20 protein-coding genes are annotated in these 19,848 nt (G+C 57.4%); 4 read left to right on the forward strand and 16 right to left on the reverse strand.

Features of this window, described 5'->3' with window-relative positions; translation table 11 throughout:
- Positions 1–62: 62 nt before the first annotated feature.
- The 6 genes from pgpA to nrdR all read right to left on the reverse strand — a co-directional run bounded on the left by pgpA (position 63) and on the right by nrdR (position 4,169).
- A complete protein-coding gene (pgpA, locus tag SIK97_RS25360; RefSeq protein ID WP_004133926.1) occupies positions 63–569 on the reverse strand; it encodes a phosphatidylglycerophosphatase A in 507 nt (168 codons plus the stop codon).
- Complete coding sequence (thiL, locus tag SIK97_RS25365; RefSeq protein WP_014228164.1) at positions 559–1,533, reverse strand: thiamine-phosphate kinase; 975 nt, start codon at positions 1,531–1,533, stop codon at positions 559–561. Before thiL ends, pgpA begins: the two co-directional genes overlap by 11 nt.
- A gap of 75 nt (positions 1,534–1,608) precedes the next feature.
- Complete coding sequence (nusB, locus tag SIK97_RS25370) at positions 1,609–2,028, reverse strand: transcription antitermination factor NusB (RefSeq protein ID WP_004099457.1); 420 nt, start codon at positions 2,026–2,028, stop codon at positions 1,609–1,611.
- A gap of 19 nt (positions 2,029–2,047) precedes the next feature.
- A complete protein-coding gene (ribE, locus tag SIK97_RS25375; RefSeq protein WP_004129690.1) occupies positions 2,048–2,518 on the reverse strand; it encodes a 6,7-dimethyl-8-ribityllumazine synthase in 471 nt (156 codons plus the stop codon).
- A 93-nt stretch (positions 2,519–2,611) separates the two neighbouring features.
- Positions 2,612–3,715 carry a bifunctional diaminohydroxyphosphoribosylaminopyrimidine deaminase/5-amino-6-(5-phosphoribosylamino)uracil reductase RibD gene (ribD, locus tag SIK97_RS25380; RefSeq protein ID WP_057173895.1) on the reverse strand — a complete coding sequence of 368 codons (1,104 nt, stop codon included), beginning with the start codon at positions 3,713–3,715 and terminating at the stop codon, positions 2,612–2,614.
- Between the two features lie 4 nt (positions 3,716–3,719).
- Positions 3,720–4,169 carry a transcriptional regulator NrdR gene (nrdR, locus tag SIK97_RS25385; RefSeq protein WP_014228162.1) on the reverse strand — a complete coding sequence of 150 codons (450 nt, stop codon included), beginning with the start codon at positions 4,167–4,169 and terminating at the stop codon, positions 3,720–3,722.
- A gap of 147 nt (positions 4,170–4,316) precedes the next feature.
- Between nrdR and SIK97_RS25390 the strand changes: the two genes are divergently transcribed.
- Both SIK97_RS25390 and SIK97_RS25395 read left to right on the forward strand, forming a co-directional pair.
- Complete coding sequence (locus SIK97_RS25390; protein ID WP_032748221.1) at positions 4,317–4,859, forward strand: DUF3251 domain-containing protein; 543 nt, start codon at positions 4,317–4,319, stop codon at positions 4,857–4,859.
- A gap of 296 nt (positions 4,860–5,155) precedes the next feature.
- The gene (locus SIK97_RS25395) at positions 5,156–6,040 is read left to right on the forward strand and encodes a nucleoside-specific channel-forming protein Tsx (protein WP_004848202.1); all 885 of its coding nucleotides are present in this window, start codon (positions 5,156–5,158) and stop codon (positions 6,038–6,040) included.
- 43 nt (positions 6,041–6,083) lie between these two features.
- On the opposite strand, the gene SIK97_RS25400 is transcribed toward SIK97_RS25395, so the two are convergent.
- The 8 genes from SIK97_RS25400 to queA form a co-directional block, all read right to left on the reverse strand.
- A complete protein-coding gene (locus SIK97_RS25400; RefSeq protein ID WP_014228161.1) occupies positions 6,084–6,773 on the reverse strand; it encodes a helix-turn-helix transcriptional regulator in 690 nt (229 codons plus the stop codon).
- Between the two features lie 14 nt (positions 6,774–6,787).
- Positions 6,788–7,153: a VOC family protein gene (locus tag SIK97_RS25405; protein WP_014228160.1), complete on the reverse strand. Its 366-nt coding sequence runs from the start codon at positions 7,151–7,153 to the stop codon at positions 6,788–6,790.
- Between the two features lie 64 nt (positions 7,154–7,217).
- The gene (locus SIK97_RS25410; protein ID WP_048261401.1) at positions 7,218–8,609 is read right to left on the reverse strand and encodes a M24 family metallopeptidase; all 1,392 of its coding nucleotides are present in this window, start codon (positions 8,607–8,609) and stop codon (positions 7,218–7,220) included.
- Between the two features lie 116 nt (positions 8,610–8,725).
- On the reverse strand, positions 8,726–9,697 hold the full coding sequence (gene secF, locus SIK97_RS25415; RefSeq protein WP_004848195.1) for a protein translocase subunit SecF: 972 nt from the start codon (positions 9,695–9,697) through the stop codon (positions 8,726–8,728).
- A gap of 10 nt (positions 9,698–9,707) precedes the next feature.
- A complete protein-coding gene (gene secD, locus SIK97_RS25420; RefSeq protein ID WP_071957337.1) occupies positions 9,708–11,555 on the reverse strand; it encodes a protein translocase subunit SecD in 1,848 nt (615 codons plus the stop codon).
- Positions 11,556–11,582: 27 nt separating this feature from the next.
- The gene (yajC, locus tag SIK97_RS25425) at positions 11,583–11,915 is read right to left on the reverse strand and encodes a preprotein translocase subunit YajC (RefSeq protein ID WP_004099423.1); all 333 of its coding nucleotides are present in this window, start codon (positions 11,913–11,915) and stop codon (positions 11,583–11,585) included.
- A 22-nt stretch (positions 11,916–11,937) separates the two neighbouring features.
- A complete protein-coding gene (gene tgt / locus SIK97_RS25430) occupies positions 11,938–13,065 on the reverse strand; it encodes a tRNA guanosine(34) transglycosylase Tgt (protein WP_004129667.1) in 1,128 nt (375 codons plus the stop codon).
- A gap of 109 nt (positions 13,066–13,174) precedes the next feature.
- Complete coding sequence (gene queA, locus SIK97_RS25435; protein ID WP_032694142.1) at positions 13,175–14,239, reverse strand: tRNA preQ1(34) S-adenosylmethionine ribosyltransferase-isomerase QueA; 1,065 nt, start codon at positions 14,237–14,239, stop codon at positions 13,175–13,177.
- Between the two features lie 91 nt (positions 14,240–14,330).
- On the opposite strand from queA, the gene acpH reads away from it, so the two are divergent.
- Both acpH and SIK97_RS25445 read left to right on the forward strand, forming a co-directional pair.
- Positions 14,331–14,912, forward strand: a complete 582-nt coding sequence (gene acpH / locus SIK97_RS25440; protein ID WP_057173894.1) for an ACP phosphodiesterase — start codon at positions 14,331–14,333, stop codon at positions 14,910–14,912.
- Between the two features lie 170 nt (positions 14,913–15,082).
- Complete coding sequence (locus SIK97_RS25445; RefSeq protein ID WP_004099418.1) at positions 15,083–15,685, forward strand: peroxiredoxin; 603 nt, start codon at positions 15,083–15,085, stop codon at positions 15,683–15,685.
- Positions 15,686–15,735: 50 nt separating this feature from the next.
- Here the strand turns inward: SIK97_RS25445 and SIK97_RS25450 are convergent, their stop codons facing one another.
- The gene (locus tag SIK97_RS25450) at positions 15,736–17,130 is read right to left on the reverse strand and encodes a DUF3999 domain-containing protein (protein WP_057173893.1); all 1,395 of its coding nucleotides are present in this window, start codon (positions 17,128–17,130) and stop codon (positions 15,736–15,738) included.
- On the reverse strand, positions 17,127–19,784 hold the full coding sequence (locus SIK97_RS25455) for a DUF2339 domain-containing protein (RefSeq protein WP_057173892.1): 2,658 nt from the start codon (positions 19,782–19,784) through the stop codon (positions 17,127–17,129). Before SIK97_RS25455 ends, SIK97_RS25450 begins: the two co-directional genes overlap by 4 nt.
- Between the last annotated feature and the right edge of the window lie 64 nt (positions 19,785–19,848).

The following is a 19,848-nucleotide window of genomic DNA, read 5'->3' on the forward strand; positions in this document are numbered from 1 at the left end:
CTCCGGGAAAAGCCTGCCTGCTCAATTTCCCAGAGGCGCCAGGCCAGCCGGGCCAGACTGGTTTAAAAAAGACCAATCGGCCAGTGGTGGCCAATCACGTACAGCACCCCGGCGGAAATCACCCCGGCGACAATATCGTCCACCATGATCCCCATCCCGCCGTGGATATTGCGGTCGAACCAGCGGATGGGCCACGGCTTCCACATATCAAAGAGGCGGAAAATCACAAATCCAGCGGCGACCCACTGCCAGTCCATCGTCGGTAGAGCCATCAGGGTGATCCACATCCCGACAAACTCATCCCAGACAATGCTGCCATGATCGTGGGTACCCATATCTTTCGCCGTACGGTGGCAAATATAGACGCCAATGCAGATGCTCATCATCACCGCCAGCGAATAGAGCTGCCAGGGGAGTAAGGTCAGCAAATACCAGAAGGGGATCGACGCCAGCGATCCCATAGTGCCGGGAACCACGGGGCTAAGGCCGCTGCCAAATCCCGTTGCCAGCAGATGCCAGGGATTGCTCATCTTCAGACGGCTTTTCGCCACATCTCTACTACGCGCCAAAATGATCGTATCCCTTAAAATCGAACGTGACGGGCTTACCTTCGCGTGTGAACTGCAGACCTTCCGATTCCGGCAGGATCTGCCCAATGCAGGTAAAACGCGCGCCGAGGTTGGCAAGGGCCACGTCCAGCGCCCCGCGATTGAGTTCAGGTACGGTAAAGCACAGCTCGTAATCTTCACCGCCGGAGAGCGCCCAGCGCAGCGCCTGCTCAGGCTCAACCTGGCGCAGCATCGCATCCGAGAACGGCATCGCATCAAGATCGACGCGCGCGCCGCAGCCGCTGGCCTTGAGAATATGCCCCAGGTCAGAAATCAGGCCGTCGGAGAGATCGATGGCGGCGTTCGCCAAATCGCGCAGCGCCTGCCCCTGCAGAACCCGCGGCAGCGGACGCAGATGGCGCGCCAGGAGATAATCCGCGTCGGCGTCATCTTCAACCTGCAGCCGATCCTGCAAAATCGCCAGACCCGCTGCGCTGTCTCCCGGCGTGCCGGTGACGTAAATCCAGTCGCCATGCTTTGCCCCGGAGCGCTTCAAAGCGCGTCCCGTCGGCACATAGCCGTGAATACCCAGCGTCATCGACAGCGGTCCGCGCGTGGTATCGCCGCCAATGAGCTGCATATCGTAATAATTAAGCTGCACGAACAGGCTGTCGCTAAAGGCCTCAAGCCAGGCTTCGTCCGCTTCCGGCAGGGTCAGGGCCAGGGTTAGCCACGCCGGTTCAGCGCCCATTGCCGCCAGGTCGCTCAGGTTGACCGCCAGCGCTTTATAGGCGAGGTCGGCAGGGTCGATATCGGGTAAAAAATGGTTTCCCGCCACCAGGGTGTCGGTGCTGATTGCCAGCGTTTTTTTCTCGGGGATGTTCAGGAGCGCGCAGTCGTCGCCAATGCCGGTTTCAACATCAAGACGTGCGCTTTTTACGCGATCAAAATAACGGGCAATCAGGGAAAATTCGCCGCATGCCATACGTTATGCCTCAGAAAAAGAAAAGAATAAGGCCGGTTTGCAGAAGTGAGACTCTGCAAAAACCGGCCCTGGAATTTACTTTTTGTTGGGACGAATTACCGGGGCAGCTTTGTCCAGCACGCCGTTGACAAACTTATGGCTATCTTCAGCGCCAAAGGTTTTCGCCAGTTCGATGGCTTCGTTAATCGCAACTTTGTACGGTACATCGCTACGCTTTGACAGCTCAAACAGTGCGATACGCAGCACCGCTTTTTCCACCTGACCCAGCTCGTCCAGCAGACGAGAAAGATACGGCTTCATCAGGCCGTCGAGATACGCGCTGTTAGTCGCCACTCCGGACAGCAGTTCGCGGAAATACAGAACGTCTACATCTTTCACATCCTGTTCCGCCAGGAACTGGTATTCGACATCAGCGATGTCGTTTTTGGACAACTGCCAGGAGTAAAGCGCCTGGACAGCACACTCACGGGCGCGGCGACGAGCAGCAGGTTTCACGGAATTCCCCTTACAAAAATCAGGCCTTGATGGCTTTCAATACGTTAATCATTTCCAGCGCGGTCAACGCGGCTTCAGCGCCTTTGTTACCGGCTTTGGTGCCAGCGCGTTCGATGGCTTGTTCAATACTTTCTGTGGTCAGAACACCGAAGGCTACCGGGATTCCGCTGTCCTGAGCGACGTGCGCCAGGCCATTGCTTGCACCGCCAGCCACATATTCAAAGTGCGCGGTGCCGCCACGGATAACGGTACCCAGCGCGATCACTGCGTCATACTTACCGGTTTTCGCCAGTGCGTCAGCCGCCAGCGGCAGCTCATACGCGCCTGGAACCCAAACCACGGTAATGTTTTCATCTTTGACCTGGCCAATACGCTTCAGGGCGTCAATCGCGCCATCCAGCAGGCTGTCGTTGATAAAGTTGTTGAAACGCGCGATGGTGATGGCGACGCGAGCGTCCGGGGTAGCAACGTTAGCTTCAATAATGTTCATACTCTTCCTTCGGGTTCAGTTCATTTGGCCCCGCAAGGGGGGCGGATTCTATCATAATAATCGGCGCACTGCTTTCCCTTTTGTCCGGGGAAATCAAGCGTTCACTAAATGCAGGCAAATATCCGGGCCTACATGACGTATCTCATTGAATTTGAAATGGGGTGCTTGCTCAAGTTTCTCAAGCCCCGGCAGTACACATAATCCGCGCGCATCGCTGCCTAACAGTTTAGGCGCAATATAGACGATAAGCTCGTCCACCAGCCCGGCCTCCAGCAGCGCGCCGGCAAGGGTGGGGCCTGCTTCCACCCAGATCGAGTTAATTTGCTGTTTGCCCAGCAGCATCATCAGGACCACCAGATCCAGGCGACCGTTATGCTCCGGCACCAGCAGCGTGCGTACGTTCTCCGGCCACTGGCGTTCATCTTCACGGGTACGGGCAAACAGCGTTTCACCCGCCTGCTCCACGATACGATGCTGCGGCGTGACGCGATTCTGACTATCGATAACGATACGCAAAGGCTGGCGCAGGTTTTCCTGCGGATACAGCGCCTGGGTGTCGGCGTTGAGCTCGTCCCAGCGTACGGTTAGCGCCGGGTCATCCGCCAGCACCGTCGCGCTGCTGGTCAGGATGGCGTGGCTTTGCGCACGCAGGCGCTGCACATCGCGCCGCGCCTGCGGTGAGGTGATCCACTGGCTCTCTCCGCTGGCCATCGCCGTGCGCCCATCCAGCGATGCGCCCATTTTTAACTGAATCCAGGGAAAACCGGTGCGCATCCGCTTAAGAAAACCTTTATTCAGCGCCTCGGCTTCGTTCATCATCAGCCCGTGACTGACGTCGACCCCTTCCTGCTGCAAACGGTACAAACCGCGACCCGCGACCTGCGGGTTCGGATCCTGCATCGCCGCAACCACGCGGGTCACCCCTGCGGCAATCAGCGCCTCGCAGCACGGCGGCGTGCGCCCGTGATGGCTACAGGGCTCCAGCGTGACGTACGCCGTCGCGCCTTTCGCTTTTTCGCCCGCCATGCGCAGCGCGTGCACTTCCGCGTGCGGTTCACCGGCGCGATAGTGAAAACCTTCGCCGACGATCTGGCCATCTTTAACGATCACGCAGCCGACATTCGGGTTTGGGTGCGTGGTGAAGCGTCCGCGCGCGGCCAGCTTCAGCGCTCGCGCCATGTATATTTCATCCTGCATGGGCTCAGTCCTGTAAGCGGGCGATCTCTTCGCCAAACTCTTTGATATCTTCGAAGCTGCGATAGACCGAAGCAAAGCGGATGTAGGCGACTTTATCGAGCTTTTTCAGCTGTTCCATCACCAGGTTGCCGATCATTTTGCTCGGCACTTCCCGCTCGCCGGTCCCGCGCAGGTGGGTTTTTATATGGTTAACCGCCATTTCGACATCGTCTGAGCTGACCGGGCGCTTCTCCAGCGCTTTCAGCATACCGCTGCGCAGTTTGTCCTCATTAAAAGGCTCGCGCACGTCGTTGCTTTTTACGACTCGCGGCATCACCAGTTCCGCCACTTCAAACGTCGTAAAACGTTCATTACAGACCAGACACTGACGACGACGACGCACGGAAGAGCCCTCGCCCACCAGACGAGAGTCGATAACTTTGGTATCTACGGCGAAACAGAAAGGGCAATGCATGGCGCGTCCTGACATGTAGTTAAACTAACGGGTAGTTTACCGCGAAGTGACCCGACAACAAAGAAAGAGCTTTTGAGACAAAGGATCTATAGTGCGATTATCCGATCGGTCTACCATTAAGCATCCTCTGTTAACGGAATCCCAACTATGACAAGACGTTATTTAAAGCTGGCCATTGTGGGTAGCATTTTCACCCTCAGCGCCTGCGCGCAGCAAAGCGAAATCCGCCAGATGAACCAGAGCGTGAGCACCCTGAGCAAAGAGATGACCCAGCTCAATCAGCAAACGGTAAAAATTACTCAGCAAAACGTTCTGAACGCGAAATCAAACAGCGGCGTATACCTGCTGCCGGAGGCGAAAACGCCAGCTCGCCTGAAAAGCCAGATTGGTACGCTGCGCATGTCGCTGCTCAATATCGCGCCGGATGGCGACGGTACCCGCCTGACCCTGCGTATCCAGGGTGAATCAAACGATCCGCTGCCGGCCTTTAGCGCGACGGTCGCCTCCGGGCAGATCAGCGGCACCACCGATAGCTATCAGGAAGTTAACGTACAAAATCAGCTGATTAGCGCGCCGGCAAGCGTTCTGGCGCCGAGCGACGTCGATATTCCGCTACGCCTGAATGGCGTAACGCCCGAGCAGGTTGGCTTTGTCCGCATCCACGATATCCAGCCCGCAAACACGCCGTAACGCCCTCAGCCGGATGCCCTGAACATCCGGCTCCCCTCCCCTCATGCTAATCCACTTACAGATTTTCCATTCAGTTCACTAAAAATTGCCAGAATTTATGAATTTCGGTGGCATTCCCGCAAGAAATGCATAAAATCGTGAACGCAATCGATTACGCATGTGTTCGTTATGTGAAACAACACATATTTTTGTGAGCAATGATTCCTATAATAGACGCCACAGAAATACGAAATATTTAGAAACGCTTCGGCGCTTCTTTTAACGCCTTCAGGCTTAATTTAAACAGTGGCATCATTATGAAAAAAACATTACTGGCAGCCGGCGCAGCTCTGGCGCTCTCCGCATCTTTCTCTGCCAGCGCGGCAGAAAACGACAAACCGCAATACCTGTCTGATTGGTGGCACCAGAGTGTAAACGTGGTGGGCAGCTACCACACTCGTTTTGGGCCGCAGATCCGTAACGATACTTATCTGGAATATGAAGCGTTCGCCAAGAAAGACTGGTTTGATTTCTATGGCTATATGGATGCTCCGGTATTCTTCGGTGGTAACACCAACGCGAAAGGTATCTGGAACCACGGTTCCCCGCTGTTTATGGAAATTGAGCCGCGCTTCTCCATCGACAAACTGACCGGTACCGACCTCAGCTTCGGCCCGTTCAAAGAGTGGTATTTCGCTAACAACTATATCTACGACATGGGCCGCAACAAGTCCGGTCGTCAGAGCACCTGGTATATGGGTCTGGGTACCGATATCGATACCGGCCTGCCGATGAGCCTCTCGCTCAACGTCTATGCGAAATATCAGTGGCAAAACTATGGCGCATCAAACGAGAACGAGTGGGACGGCTACCGCTTCAAAGTGAAATACTTCGTGCCGCTGACCGACCTGTGGGGCGGTTCACTGAGCTATATCGGCTTCACCAACTTTGACTGGGGCTCCGATCTGGGCGATGACAACGCTTATGATTTGAACGGTAAGCATTCACGCACCAGCAACTCCATCGCGTCCAGCCATATCCTGGCGCTGAACTACGATCACTGGCACTACTCCGTCGTGGCGCGTTACTTCCACAACGGCGGCCAGTGGGCGGATGACGCGAAGCTGAACTTCGGCGACGGCGACTTTAACGTCCGTTCTACCGGCTGGGGTGGTTACTTCGTGGTCGGCTACAACTTCTAATCGGCTCGATGATCCCCGGCAACTACGCCGGGGATCATAAAAGCTAACGCTCTTCGCATCTCACCTTACGCAAGAAATCACTCAATGAGCGATCGGCTCGTTCGCTGAAATGACGCCCGGTGGCGGAAATCTCCAGGCAGCGGTCAAGGCGAAAACAGCGATAATCTTCCCGCAGTTCGCACCAGGTCACCAGCAGCCAGCGCTCGCCCCAGAAAAAAAGCCCCAGCGGCAGTACGTCACGCTGCGACACGTTTCCCGCTTCATCGCGATAGCGCAGCCCCAGCGCCTGCTGGGCGGAGACTGCCCGATGCACTATATCAAACTGATCTTTACTATAGCCCTGCGCACCAAAGTCCGGTGCGAACACGCGCGACTGCTCCGCCTTGCGCCGGCTCTCGGCAGGCAAAATAGCCAGCACTTTTTCCTGCGCCGACTCCAGCGCCTGGGACAGCGAGGCGCCGCCCCAGGTTTGCAGCAGCCGTATAGCGGCCATCAGCGCTTCCGATTCCTGGGTTGTTAGCATCAGCGGCGGTAGGTCATAGCCTGCCAGCAGCCGGTAGCCGCTCCCGGCTTCCCCCTCAACCGGGACGCCGGAGAGCGAGAGGTCGCGAATGTCGCGGTAGATGGTGCGCTCTGACACGCCGAGCCGCTCGGCCAGCAGCCCGGCGGTGGTTAATCTCCTCCCGCGCAGGATCTGGACGATTTGAAAAAGGCGGTCGGCGCGTCGGCTCATTTCTGTTGTCTCATTTACGCGGGTTGGTGAAGGCCAATCCGATTACCCTCACTGTCAATAAACAGGGCAATCGTGCCGATATCGTCCGCCAGCTCAAGGGGGCCAAACACGCAGCTTCCGCCCGCCGAGTTGACGCGATCGAGCGTGGCCGCCAGATTGTCAGTATGCAGATAGATAATACATCCCTGATCGGAGGGCTTAACGCCATCGAACTTTGCCAGCGCGCCGCCGGGAGCCGGATCCTCATGCGGGAAAACGGCCATCTCGATGCAATCCATTTTTTCCCGACGCAGCGTCACCTGCATCACCGGCTCGTAAAACGCCACGGCACGATCCATCTCCGCAACCGGGATCTCAAACCAGTTAATTACGTTGTTCATACATCCTCCTGTCCATTGTTTGGGTTCAGGAGGAGTGTAAGACAGGCCTACTGACAGCATTGTGTCAGTATGGTGCGCACACCAGCGCGCGCTCGGGACTCAGCAGCCACGGACGCAGGTATCCCACGGTACTGGAAAATGGCAGCACCTCTTCAGGAAGCACAATGCCAAGCTGCTCGCCGATATACAAGCGCCGGGCGACGATACGCTGCCAGAGTTCGGGATAGCGCTGCGCCAGCTCCCGACGCAACGCGCTATCGGCAAGCGCCACGGTATCTTCAATGCTTGCGCCGCCGTAGCCCGGGCGGGAAGGAATGATGTCGATTTGCAGTATCATCCCGCTTTGCAGGCAGGCGGTTGAATGGGGGCCAATGGGCGAACAGAGCCACTCCTCATCCGCGACCAGATGCCCCGGATTCAGGTGCCAGTGATATTCCGCCTTCGGCAACGCCTGCTCTATCAGCGCATACATATCACCGCCGCGCATGCCGATGCGCAGATTTTCCAGCCAGTTCACCACCGCGTTGAAATAGGGCTTCGCCACGACCTCGAGATAATCAGCCACCTCGGGCGCCAGTTCGCTCTCATCGGCCACCACGTAGGCGGCGCGGCTGCTCAGGCCGCCTTTGAAGCCGGTGGTCAGCGAGAATTTATCTCCGCGCTGAATCACCTTATCGCCCGGATAAAGATTCGCCCAAGCGAAGCGCTCGCCGGTAGCGGCAATCATCACCACGCTATTAGGCTGCCCTTCCGCCGCCAGCAGCGCGCCGATTTGCTTTTCCGTTTTACCCGGCGCAACGGCGTTAAGCGCGGTGAGAATCGCGGTGGAAGCCAGATTTGCGCCGTACTCATAGTGCGCCAGCTCGTTGGCATTATTGGTGACTCGCGCTCCGCTTGCCGGGTCGATAAAAATGCCGGTGGCGTTAGTTAATCTTGCCTGCGGGCCGGCGGCCTGGCGAATAGCGTCCACGATAAAGGCAGGCAGATCGAACATCTGCGCGCGGTCATCCGCCGCGCCGGTAAAGAGCTTCCAGCCCGCCAGGCCAATTCGGTTTTCCGCCGCAACGCCTGCCTCCTGAAGCCGCTGAGCCAGCGTTTTACCGGTTTCCATCGGCTGATTGGGCAGCGAAAACCACGGGGCGTGAATCACACGGTTTTCCAGCCGGGCATGGCCTGCCAGCTTGAGATTCTCGTTACCCAGCACCAGCACCGCTTCACCGTCCCGATGCAGCACCAGCAGCGCCTCTTCGAAACGGGGAATAAAGCCGGTGAGATACTCAAAGTTGCCGCCGTGCTCTTTGTCGGCATAGACGATAAGCGTGTCTACGCCGGACTGACGCATATTTGCCAGCACCCTGGACTTGCGCAGCCGCAGCGTGTCGTCGTTAAGCGTAACGGAAGGCACATCGTGCCAGAGCGGGGGTTGAGGAACGGTGGAAAGCGTTACGACAGCCATCGGCATTTCTCCATGTCATTGCGTGCTGATACGGGAGAGTAACCAAAATCCGGGCGGCTGTAATAAAAAAATCCCGGCCTTGCGACCGGGATTCGTTTTATCGCTACGCGATTGCCTTACGGCAGAATTGACGGCTGATCCGCCCCTTCTTTCTCGACTTTCTGCTGCAGCATGTGCTCGCGCTTCATGCCCAGCTTCAGCGCCAGCGCGGACGCGACGTAGATAGAAGAAGCCGTACCGATGGAGACACCGATGAGCATGGTCAGCGAGAAGCCTTCCAGAATCGGACCGCCGAAGAGGTACAGCATCAGGATAACCATCAAGGTTGTCCCGGAGGTGATCAAGGTACGGTGCAGCGTTTGCGTCAACGACACGTTAAAGATTTCGTACGGCGTACCGCGGCGAATCTTGCGGAAGTTTTCACGAATACGGTCGGATACCACGATACTGTCGTTCAGCGAGTAGCCGATAACCGACATCAACGAGGCCACAATGGTCAGGTCGATCTCGATATGCAGTAGCGACAGCACGCCCATGGTGATCACCACGTCGTGCGCCAGCGCGATAACCACCCCTGCCGCCAGACGCCACTCAAAGCGGAAGCCGACGTAGATCAGGATACACACCAGCGCGGCTATCAGCGCCAGCGCGCCGGTCTGCGCAAGGTCCGCGCCAACGCTCGGCCCCACAAACTCAATACGTTTGACCGTCGCGTTCTGGCTGGTCGAGTCGTTAATCACGCTAACGACCTTGCTGCCCAGCTCCTGGCTGCCGTTGGCGTCATGCACCGGCGGCATACGCACCATGATGTCGCGGCTGCTGCCGAAGTTTTGCAGCTGCGGCTCTTCAAAGCCCGCCTTCTGCAGCGACTGACGCACCTGGTCCATATCGACAGGTTTTTCGAGGGTGATCTCAATCACCGTACCGCCGGTGAAATCCAGACCCCAGTTAAACCCGCGCACGCCAATAATAGCGATGGACAAAATCAGCAGAAAACCTGAAATGCCGAAAGCCCAGTAGTCCCAGCGCATAAAGTCCCAGACTTTACGGCCGTGGTTCAATTGTTCAACAGTATATTCCTGTGCCACAACGCACTCCTCAGATAGACAGCTTTTTAACGCGCTTGCCGCCGTACAGCAGGTTCACGATGGCACGGGTGCCGACGATAGCGGTAAACATTGAGGTCGCAATACCGATACCGGTGGTAATCGCAAACCCTTTAATGGCACCGGTACCGACCGCGTACAGGATAATGACTTTGATAAGCGTCGTAATGTTGGCATCAAAGATGGAGCTGAACGCGCCGCGATAACCTTCGTCAATCGCCTGCTGCACGGAGCGCCCGTTGCTCAGCTCTTCTTTAATACGTTCGTTAATCAGAACGTTCGCATCGACCGCCACCGCAAGGGTTAACACGATCCCCGCAATCCCCGGCATGGTCAGCGTCGCCCCCGGAATCAGGGACATAATGCCGACAATCAGCACCAGGTTAGCCACCAGCGCAGAGGTCGCAATCAGGCCGAACTTCTTGTAGAAGAAGATCATAAACAGGATGGAGACCACCAGACCGGCCAGACACGCTTCCAGGCCCTGCTTGATGTTCTGCATACCGAGGGTTGGACCGATGGTCCGTTCTTCAACAATCTGAATCGGCGCAATCAGCGCGCCTGCACGCAGCAGCAGGGAGAGCTGGCGCGCTTCGGTCGGGTTGCTGATGCCGGTAATACGGAAGCTGTTACCCAGACGAGACTGGATGTTGGCGATGTTAATCACCTCTTCCTCTTTCGCCAGAATCGCGCGCCCGTTGGCATCTTTCTTCCCGCTGTCTTTGTACTCCACAAACAGGGTCGCCATCGGTTTACCGATGTTGTCCTTGGTGAAGTTAGACATGATGTTGCCGCCAGCGCTATCCAGGGAGATGTTAACCTGCGCCTGGTTGTACTCATCCATGCTCGACGTCGAGTCGGTGATGTGGTCACCGGTGAGGATGACGCGCTTGTACAGCACAACCGGCTGGCCTTCGCGGGTATATTTCACTTCAGAGTCGCCCGGAACGCGACCGGCGGCCGCCGCGGCGCTATCAACGTTAGTGTTAACCAGACGGAATTCCAGGGTCGCGGTCGCGCCGAGGATCTCTTTCGCACGCGCGGTGTCCTGGATACCCGGCAGTTCAACCACAATACGGTCGGCGCCCTGACGCTGAACCAGAGGTTCGGCAACGCCCAGCTGGTTTACACGGTTACGCAGGATATTGATGTTCTGCTGAACGGCATATTCGCGGGCTTCTTTCAGACGGTCGTCTGTCATCACGGCTTTCAGGCCAGTGCTGCCCTGAGTGGAGATAACCAGATCGCGGTGACGAGGGCTAAGGTATGAGATAGCCTGGTCGCGCGCGGCGCTGTCGCGGAAAGCGATGCTCAGGCCGTAGTTGTCTTCTTTACGCACGGTCGCGTAAGGAATGCCTTTATCACGCAGCTCGCTGCGCAGGCTGTCGATATTTTGTTCCTGCAGTTTGCCCAGCGCGGTGTCCATGTCGACTTCCATCAGGAAGTGCACGCCGCCGCGCAGATCAAGACCCAGCTTCATCGGCTCGGCATACAGGGCCGCCAGCCAGCGCGGGGTTGCCGGAGCAAGGTTAAGCGCCACGACGTATTTGTCACCCAGCACGCCCATCAGCGCTTCGCGCGCGCGCAGCTGGATATCAGTGGTGTCGAAGCGCGCAAGAATTGCGCCCTCTTCCAGTGCCACAGACTTCGCGGTAATTTTTTCTTCTTGTAGTGTTTTCTGGACCTGGATCAGCGTTTGCTCACTGGCGGCGACGCCGCGCGCGCCAGTGATTTGAACGGCCGGATCCTCACCATACAGGTTGGGAAGCGCATACACTAAGCCGACGACAATGACGACGACCAGCATGACGTACTTCCACAAAGGATAACGGTTTAACACGGCAGTTCCCTTAGGGAAAATGGGTAATTACAGCGCCTTCATGGTGCCTTTCGGCAGAACGGCAGCTACGAAGTCACGTTTGATAACCACTTCAGTGGTATCGTTCAGCGCGATAGCGATGTAGCCGCTTTCCGCGACTTTAGTGACGCGCCCAACCAGGCCACCGTTGGTCAGTACTTCATCGCCTTTGGCAATGGAGTTCATCAGGTTTTTATGTTCCTTGGTGCGTTTCTGCTGTGGGCGCAGGATCATGAAGTAAAAAATCAGACCAAACACCACCAGCATCAGGATCAGAGACATCGGGCTGCCCTGCGCCGCGCCACCGGTTGCTGCTACCGCATCAGAAATAAAAAAGCTCATTGAAATTCCCTCATTATTAAAATTAGTCAACGTTCAAAGGTGGAACGGTTCGACCCTGACGTTGGTAAAAATCGGTCACGAAGCTCTCTAATTTACCCTCTTCAATAGCCTTGCGTAAACCAGCCATTAAGCGCTGATAGTATCGCAGGTTATGAATGGTATTGAGTCGCGCGCCCAATATTTCGTTGCAACGGTCGAGATGATGCAAGTAAGCGCGTGAATAGTTGCGACAGGTGTAGCAATCACATTCTGCATCCAGCGGCGAAGTATCGCTCTTGTGCTTCGCGTTGCGGATTTTCACCACGCCGTCGGTGACGAACAGGTGGCCGTTGCGCGCATTGCGCGTCGGCATGACGCAGTCGAACATATCGATCCCGCGACGCACCCCTTCAACCAGATCTTCCGGCTTACCGACGCCCATCAGGTATCGCGGCTTGTCGGCCGGGATCTGCGGGCAGACGTGCTCCAGAATACGGTGCATATCTTCCTTCGGCTCGCCGACAGCCAAACCGCCGACAGCGTAGCCATCAAAGCCAATCTCTACCAGACCTTTAACAGAGATATCACGTAAATCTTCGTAAACGCTGCCCTGAATGATGCCAAACAGCGCGTTTTTGTTGCCCAGACCGTCAAACCGATCGCGGCTGCGCTTCGCCCAGCGCAGGGACATTTCCATCGAGCGCTTAGCGTAATCCCAGTCCGCCGGATACGGCGTACATTCGTCAAAGATCATCACAATATCGGAACCGAGATCGTACTGAATCTCCATGGATTTTTCCGGATCGAGGAAAATCGGATCGCCGTTGATCGGGTTGCGGAAGTGCACGCCCTGCTCGGTGATTTTGCGAATATCGCCGAGGCTGAAGACCTGGAAGCCGCCGGAGTCGGTGAGGATCGGTCCTTTCCACTGCATAAAGTCGTGCAGATCGCCGTGCAGCTTCATGATCTCCTGACCAGGACGCAGCCACAGATGGAAGGTGTTGCCGAGGATGATTTGCGCGCCGGTCGCTTCAACTTCTTCCGGCGTCATCCCTTTTACGGTGCCATAGGTGCCAACCGGCATAAAGGCTGGCGTTTCAACGACGCCGCGCTCAAACACAAGACGGCCGCGGCGCGCGCGACCATCGGTGGTATCTAACTCAAATTTCATTATCACTCCCGCGTCAGAAAAACAGTCTGACGTTTAACGACTCGCTACGGAATGATTCCATAGCTAATAAATTCCTGAAGGCGTCAAAATAACCAGCGCGACAGCCTTCTTATGGGCGCTCAAAAATAGCCTGCGGATTGTACGTGATAAACATCGCGTCCCCGTAGCTAAAAAAGCGATATTTTTGTTCTACCGCAGCCTTATAGGCGTTCATGGTGTGCTGATAGCCGGCAAATGCGGAAACCAGCATAATCAGCGTGGATTCAGGCAGATGGAAGTTGGTCACCAGCGCATCAATGACTTTGTACTGATAGCCCGGGTAGATGAAAATCTGCGTATCGCCGAAGAAAGGCTCAATCAGGTCGTTTTTCGCCGCCTGCGCCGCGCTTTCCAGCGAACGCACCGAGGTCGTGCCCACCGCAATCACCCGGCTGCCGCGCGCTTTTGCCGCCAGCACCGCATCGACCACCTCCTGCGGCACTTCCGCATATTCAGAGTGCATAATATGCTCTTCAATGCTGTCTACGCGTACCGGCTGGAAGGTTCCTGCCCCCACGTGCAGCGTGACGAACGCCATCTCAACGCCCTTTTCGCGAAGCTTCGCCAGCATCGGCTCATCAAAGTGCAGGCCGGCGGTTGGCGCCGCAACGGCGCCCGGTTTTTCGCTGTATACGGTCTGATACAGCTCGCGGTCGGCGTCTTCGTCAGGACGATCGATGTACGGCGGCAGCGGCATATGGCCGATAGCGTTGAGAATGTCCAGCACGCTGCGCGCGTCGTCGAACTCAACTTCAAACAGCGCGTCGTGGCGCGCTACCATGGTCGCTTTAATGCTTTCATCGTCGCCGAGCAGCAGCGCCGCGCCCGGTTTCGGCGCTTTAGACGCGCGAATATGTGCCAGAATACGTTTATCATCGAGCATGCGCTCGACCAGCACCTCAATCTTGCCGCCGCTGGCTTTACGGCCAAACAGGCGGGCCGGGATCACGCGGGTATTATTAAAAACCAGCAGATCGCCAGGGTTGAGCTTGTCGAGTAAATCGGTGAAAGTACCGTGCGTCAGCGCGCCCGTCGGCCCGTCTAATGACAGCAAGCGGCAGCTGCTGCGCTCGGGCATGGGATAGTGGGCAATCAGGGATTCGGGTAATTCAAAGGAGAAATCGGCGACGCGCATGGCATATACTCATGACTTAAAAACAGGCGGCTTAGTCTAGTGCTCACACCTCTTCGCTGCAACAACTAGCCGTATCCGGATAACGAATCGCATGAATTTTCTCGCACACCTGCACCTCGCCCATCTCGCTGACAGCTCCCTTTCCGGTAATTTACTGGCCGATTTCGTTCGCGGCGACCCCGCCGGCGAGTGGCCCGCTGACGTCGTGGAGGGCATTTTTATGCACCGCCGGATCGATGTACTGACGGATAACCTGCCCGAAGTCACCGAAGCCAAAGGGTGGTTTCGTCCCGAAACGCGCCGGGTTGCGCCGATTACGCTGGATGTGATGTGGGACCATTTCTTGTCACGCCACTGGGCGCAGCTGTCGCCCGAGCTGCCGCTGCCGGAGTTTGTCCGCTACGCCCACGCCCAGGTCACGTTTATTTTGCCCGATTCCCCGCCGCGTTTTGTCAATCTCAACGAATACCTGTGGTCAGAGCGCTGGCTTGAACGCTATCGGGATATGGCGTTTATTCAGCGGGTTCTGAACGGTATGGCCAGCCGCCGTCCGCGGCTGGACGCCCTGCGCGACTCCTGGCAGGATCTGGATACCCATTACGATCGTCTTGAGCAGCAGTTCTGGCGCTTCTACCCGCAGATGATGGCGCAGGCGAAAAAAGGTGAACTGTAAAAGATTGCGCTTTTTTGGCAAAAGACTATTCTGAATAGCCGTTTCAAATAACGATTGATAGGCAAAACCTATCTCATCGATTGTCAGCGTCACGTTGAGTTCGCCGGCGCCTCTCCCTATACTTGCCCGCGTTGCGTTCCAATTAACCTTAGTATTAACAGGAGAATCATATGGTTCTGGTTACTCGTCAGGCTCCGGACTTCACCGCGGCAGCGGTTTTAGGTAACGGCGAAATCGTTGAGAAATTCAACTTCAAACAGCACACCAGCGGTAAAGCCACCGTTCTGTTCTTCTGGCCGATGGACTTCACCTTTGTTTGCCCGTCTGAACTGATCGCGTTCGACAAGCGCTACGAAGAATTCCAGAAACGCGGCGTAGAAGTGGTTGGCGTTTCTTTTGACTCCGAGTTCGTCCACAACGCGTGGCGTAACACCCCGGTAGACCAGGGCGGCATCGGCCCGGTTAAATACGCCATGGTTGCTGACATCAAACGCGAAATCCAGAAAGCGTACGGTATTGAGCACCCGGACGAAGGCGTTGCCCTGCGTGGTTCCTTCCTGATCGACGCCAACGGCGTTGTTCGTCACCAGGTGGTTAACGACCTGCCGCTGGGCCGTAACATCGACGAAATGCTGCGTATGGTTGACGCGCTGCAGTTCCACGAAGAGCACGGCGAAGTTTGCCCGGCGCAGTGGGAAAAAGGAAAAGAAGGTATGGCCGCTTCTCCGGAAGGCGTCGCTAAATACCTGACCGAGAACGTATCCAGCCTGTAATCGGCGTACGTTGTTCGGCAAAAGGCTCGCAGATGCGAGCCTTTTTTGTTTTATACGGAGCCGCTTTTTTTCACTTCGCGCCAGATTCGCCACGCCATCATCGCCAGCACCAGGACGCCCACTATTAGCGCTCCCCACACCAGCAGCTTTTTCCAGCCGCTCTGCTGCTCGGTAGCCGACGTCGCCGTCAACCGCGCTTCACCGCCGAGGGTGACGCTCTCCTGCGCGACGGCCAGCGGTAGATCGCTTACAGCCTGCGTTTTGCGCAACGACGCCGGGATGAGCATGTCCATGGCGACATCCGCCTTTGGCGCCGCCCGGTTGCCCCAGGCCAGCATATAAGGCCCTTTTCCCTGGGTATTAAAAACCAGCTGGTATTTGTCTCGCGTACCGCTTATCGCGGGCAGCGACGTCGGTAATCTGGCGTTAATCGTTGTGATCCGCACCGCTTCAACCGGCTGGCCTGAAAGTTGAATATCCTCCGAACGCTTGCCGTCCAGTCGATACAGCACGGTTTTGGTCAGCGGCTGCCAGGCTTCTTTTTCGCCGCTGCGCCAGGAGAGCGCGACCGGCAGAACCCCTTCGCTGGCCATCGATATCCTGAGCGAAGTCAGCGGCTGAGGCCGGGCCCAGCGCCAAACGGCTTCCTCATCTGAAATCTTGTTCGCCTGCGCATCAAGCTCAATGCGCGTAGACTCGGGCTCTCTGCGTTCGGCCAGGGCCGTCACGCTATTTAACACGACCGCCTTGCTTTGCGAATCGAGGAGCACCAGCAGGTAACGATTCCCGTCCGCGGAGAGCGTCAGGTCAGCGCTAATGGTATCCATTTTCAAACGATCGCTATCGCGCGCCAGATCCATAAGGGGCGCATCCTCCTGGACAGGGCGCCAGTACTTCAAATCCCGACTGGAATAGACCGACGCTTTCCCCTGCCAGCTGCCCGCCAGCGCCGCCCAGTTCAGCCGCAGCTGAGCCAGCGCAAACGCGTCCGTTTTCTCCGTTGGCAGCGTCAGTAAGTAGCTCTGCCCGAGCGCCTTCGCATCATCGGTTTCCAGATGAATTTCGATCCCCGTTGTTGAACGCAGGACCAGCGATTCTCCGCCGCGTCGCCCCTCTTCGCGCGGCGGAACCGGCGACATCTCCAGAGGGAAAAGCCGCAGCGTCATCGCTTCAGGCGTAACGGGTTGCGCCTTCTGCACCTGCAGCGCGAACGGTACGGTCTCTCCCTGATGGTTAAATACCCGCACATCGCGCAGGTCAGGCCACGCCGTCCCCTGATAGAGCAGCGGGGAAAGCTCGACGCGATACCAGGGCGACGCGCCGGTGGTTTCCAGCATCACCCCCTGCATATAGTCCAGTGGTTTTTCTCGCGCTTCATCGCCGCTGACAGCCGCGCCCGTCACGCCCAGCAGCACGCTGCATAACACCGCTTTCATCCATTTCATTTTTCTTCTCCTGCTTTGGGCGGTAACGGGGAAAAATACCCGACGATCAGCACCAAAATAGCCACGCCGATAAACGCGACAGCGCGCGCCAGCCCGCCGCCGCGCGCGCTGTCCACCAGCATGAGTTTCACAATGACAACGCCTAACAACGCCGCGCCGCACAGCCATTCGCGGCGGGAGTGTCGCCGCGTCGCACGCAGCATGACCGCCAGCGCCGCCAGCGTCCAGACCAGAGCGAAAGTGGTCTGAATTAAGCGCGAATGCCACAGCGCCTCTATATTCCAGGCCACCTCGCCGTACCAGGCCAGGGCGCGCAGCAGCAGGCCATTCAGCCACCAGAAGCCGAGCGCCAGCAGCGCGACCGCGGGCCAGGGGCGGCATACCGATAGCTGCAGCGGAAAATAACGCCGCGAAACGCGATAAAATATCGTCAGCCCAAGCAGCGCGAAAGCGGCGCCCTCTTCCAGCGGGTTAATCAACGGCAAATAGGTCTGACCGTAGACCGTACCATCCTGCACGTTCGTCAGCGTTAGCAGGCATCCCAGCGCAACCGCCACCGGTATCATGGCCTGAGAGGCATACAGCCCAGGCCATACCCGGAATGGCCATATTTGCCGATGAACGGCTTCAGAGACAAGGAAGATCAGTCCCCCGCCTGCCGCCATCATTAATCCACTCGCCCAGGCCGACATCCCCCACGGCAAATCCCGGGTAAACCAAAACAGCTCCATCGCCAGCGCCAGCAACACCATCCAGAACAGCGACAGGTGGGCGAGCCTGTTTATGCGCGGCGGGAGGGAAGGCCCATCACGCCAGAGCAGCGCCGCCGCCGCGGGCAGCGCCGCGCACCAGGCCAGATTTTGCCAGCCAGCAGCGAAAATCTGCTGTTGGGATAGCTGATAAAACAGCACTATCAACATCATTGGCCACAACAACCATTTGCTGGCATCCAGCTCTTGCCAGACTAAACGCGCAGCGACCGCGCGCCAGCACCATACCGACGCGGCCAGCGTCGCCAGCACGCCAAATATAATCTGCGAGTCTTTACTCAACGCCAGCTGCGATGCGCCGACAAGCGCCACCACCCAGAACAGTAGCCCGCCCAAAAGCAGTCCTCCACTGGCGTGCACTTCAATGCTTCGCCACAGCCAGGCGGCGACCAGCCAGCTAAGACTGAGTACAGCGAAAATCAGCAGCAAAGAAAGCGGCGTGGCGTCATTTGCCTGCGCCCAGAGCGCGCTGCCAACCCCCAAAAAGAGTAGCGCAGTCCCACTATAGCTCATACGCCGCTGCTGCTGTTGCACGCCCAGCCAGAGGATCCCGAGCCCCTCCAGCGACCAGGCCATCGCGGTCCAGCGAGCCGAAAGCGCAAGGGGAATAGCAAGGGTGGTAAATGCGCCGCCGAGCGCCAGCGCGGCCAGTACCAGCGGCTTCCCTAAAGAGGGGTAGCGACGCAGTGCCAGCCAGGCTAAAGCCAGATAGAAGCCACCGTAGCCCAGCGCGCTGAGCGCCGGACCGTATTCCATATGCCGGGTGATAGCGTACTGCATACCAAAGCCGACCAGCGGCGGTGCAAACAGCAGAACGCCGTCAATAATCTGCTTACCCTTTTCCTGCGCCCGCAGCGACAGCGCCACGCTCAACACGCCAAAAATAATCGTATTGGCGATTAAGAACAGCTGGCAGCTCAGGTAATACTCTGGCCGATAATCATTCAGCCCCCACAGGCCACCGACGCCAAAGGTAAACAGCAGGCCAAGCAGATTAAGCTCCCGCCAGTGCTGGCGGATGCTGATGGTAAGAATGCCCACCGACAGCAGAAGATAAAATGAGAACAACGCCACATGACTGCCGCCGCCGGTAGAGAGCAGCAGCGGCGCAAGATAACCGCCAAGACTCGCCAGCATGGCCAGGCTGAGCGCTTTTTGCACAATCGCCAGCCCTACGCTCGCCGCGCAAATCACCACCAGCAGCGCAAACGCCAGGGTCATCGGCAGCATCTGCCACAGGCGAAAGGCGCCAAAAACGGTGAGATAGAGCGCCCCCGTTGCCCCACCCTGTAAGATCAGGGCGTACATCGGTTGCTTATGCCGCAACCGCCATCCGACAGCCAGCAGGACAATGGCGAACAACGACGCTGCGACCAGACGCAACTCGAGGGGGAACAGCGCGTGTTCCACGGTATAGCGCAGCAGAAAGGAGAGGCCAAGAAACAGCAGTAGGATCCCGAGCTTCGCCAGCGGGTTACCCTGCATAAACCAACGAACCAATGACGATACCATCCCGCCAAACGCGGAAGGTTGTTCGGTTTCAGGAGCCGATTTCGCCATCTGCTCCGGCTTCGGCGTTGGCTTCGGCTGCGAAAGCCATGGGTCAACGGCTTCCGCCACGGGCGCCGGTGATGGCTCGTGTTCTACCAGCGCTGTTGCGTCAACAGAGGCAACGACTTCCGGAGCAGCCGGCACGACGCCACTTGCCTCCGCCACCGGTGCCTGCGCAACGCCGCGCAGCTCAAGCTCCTCAACCCGACGCTGCAAAGCCGCCAGTTCCACACGGACCGCCGCGCTGCGCCTGAGCGCGGCAATCGCCACGAGCGGCCCAACCACCAGCCCGCAGAATAAAATCACAGCGCCAAAGATCAGTAGATCATCCATGTTCTCACCTTCACTGTTTGAAGAGGGAGCAGAATGACACACATTGTCTTATCAGCGCTATCCG

The organism is Klebsiella sp. JN_Kp126, assembly GCF_033843325.1.
In the GTDB taxonomy this organism is placed as follows: Bacteria; Pseudomonadota; Gammaproteobacteria; order Enterobacterales; family Enterobacteriaceae; genus Klebsiella; species Klebsiella michiganensis.

Bases quoted from the DNA above. Each gene is read 5' to 3' on its own strand.
- thiL (WP_014228164.1), bottom strand. From the start codon at position 1,533: ATGGCATGCGGCGAATTTTCCCTGATTGCCCGTTATTTTGATCGCGTA.
- ribE (WP_004129690.1), bottom strand. From the start codon at position 2,518: ATGAACATTATTGAAGCTAACGTTGCTACCCCGGACGCTCGCGTCGCC.
- ribD (WP_057173895.1), bottom strand. From the start codon at position 3,715: ATGCAGGATGAAATATACATGGCGCGAGCGCTGAAGCTGGCCGCGCGC.
- nrdR (WP_014228162.1), bottom strand. From the start codon at position 4,169: ATGCATTGCCCTTTCTGTTTCGCCGTAGATACCAAAGTTATCGACTCT.
- SIK97_RS25390 (WP_032748221.1), top strand. From the start codon at position 4,317: ATGACAAGACGTTATTTAAAGCTGGCCATTGTGGGTAGCATTTTCACC.
- SIK97_RS25395 (WP_004848202.1), top strand. From the start codon at position 5,156: ATGAAAAAAACATTACTGGCAGCCGGCGCAGCTCTGGCGCTCTCCGCA.
- SIK97_RS25400 (WP_014228161.1), bottom strand. From the start codon at position 6,773: ATGAGCCGACGCGCCGACCGCCTTTTTCAAATCGTCCAGATCCTGCGC.
- SIK97_RS25405 (WP_014228160.1), bottom strand. From the start codon at position 7,153: ATGAACAACGTAATTAACTGGTTTGAGATCCCGGTTGCGGAGATGGAT.
- SIK97_RS25410 (WP_048261401.1), bottom strand. From the start codon at position 8,609: ATGGCTGTCGTAACGCTTTCCACCGTTCCTCAACCCCCGCTCTGGCAC.
- yajC (WP_004099423.1), bottom strand. From the start codon at position 11,915: ATGAGCTTTTTTATTTCTGATGCGGTAGCAGCAACCGGTGGCGCGGCG.
- tgt (WP_004129667.1), bottom strand. From the start codon at position 13,065: ATGAAATTTGAGTTAGATACCACCGATGGTCGCGCGCGCCGCGGCCGT.
- queA (WP_032694142.1), bottom strand. From the start codon at position 14,239: ATGCGCGTCGCCGATTTCTCCTTTGAATTACCCGAATCCCTGATTGCC.
- acpH (WP_057173894.1), top strand. From the start codon at position 14,331: ATGAATTTTCTCGCACACCTGCACCTCGCCCATCTCGCTGACAGCTCC.
- SIK97_RS25445 (WP_004099418.1), top strand. From the start codon at position 15,083: ATGGTTCTGGTTACTCGTCAGGCTCCGGACTTCACCGCGGCAGCGGTT.
- SIK97_RS25450 (WP_057173893.1), bottom strand. From the start codon at position 17,130: ATGAAATGGATGAAAGCGGTGTTATGCAGCGTGCTGCTGGGCGTGACG.
- SIK97_RS25455 (WP_057173892.1), bottom strand. From the start codon at position 19,784: ATGGATGATCTACTGATCTTTGGCGCTGTGATTTTATTCTGCGGGCTG.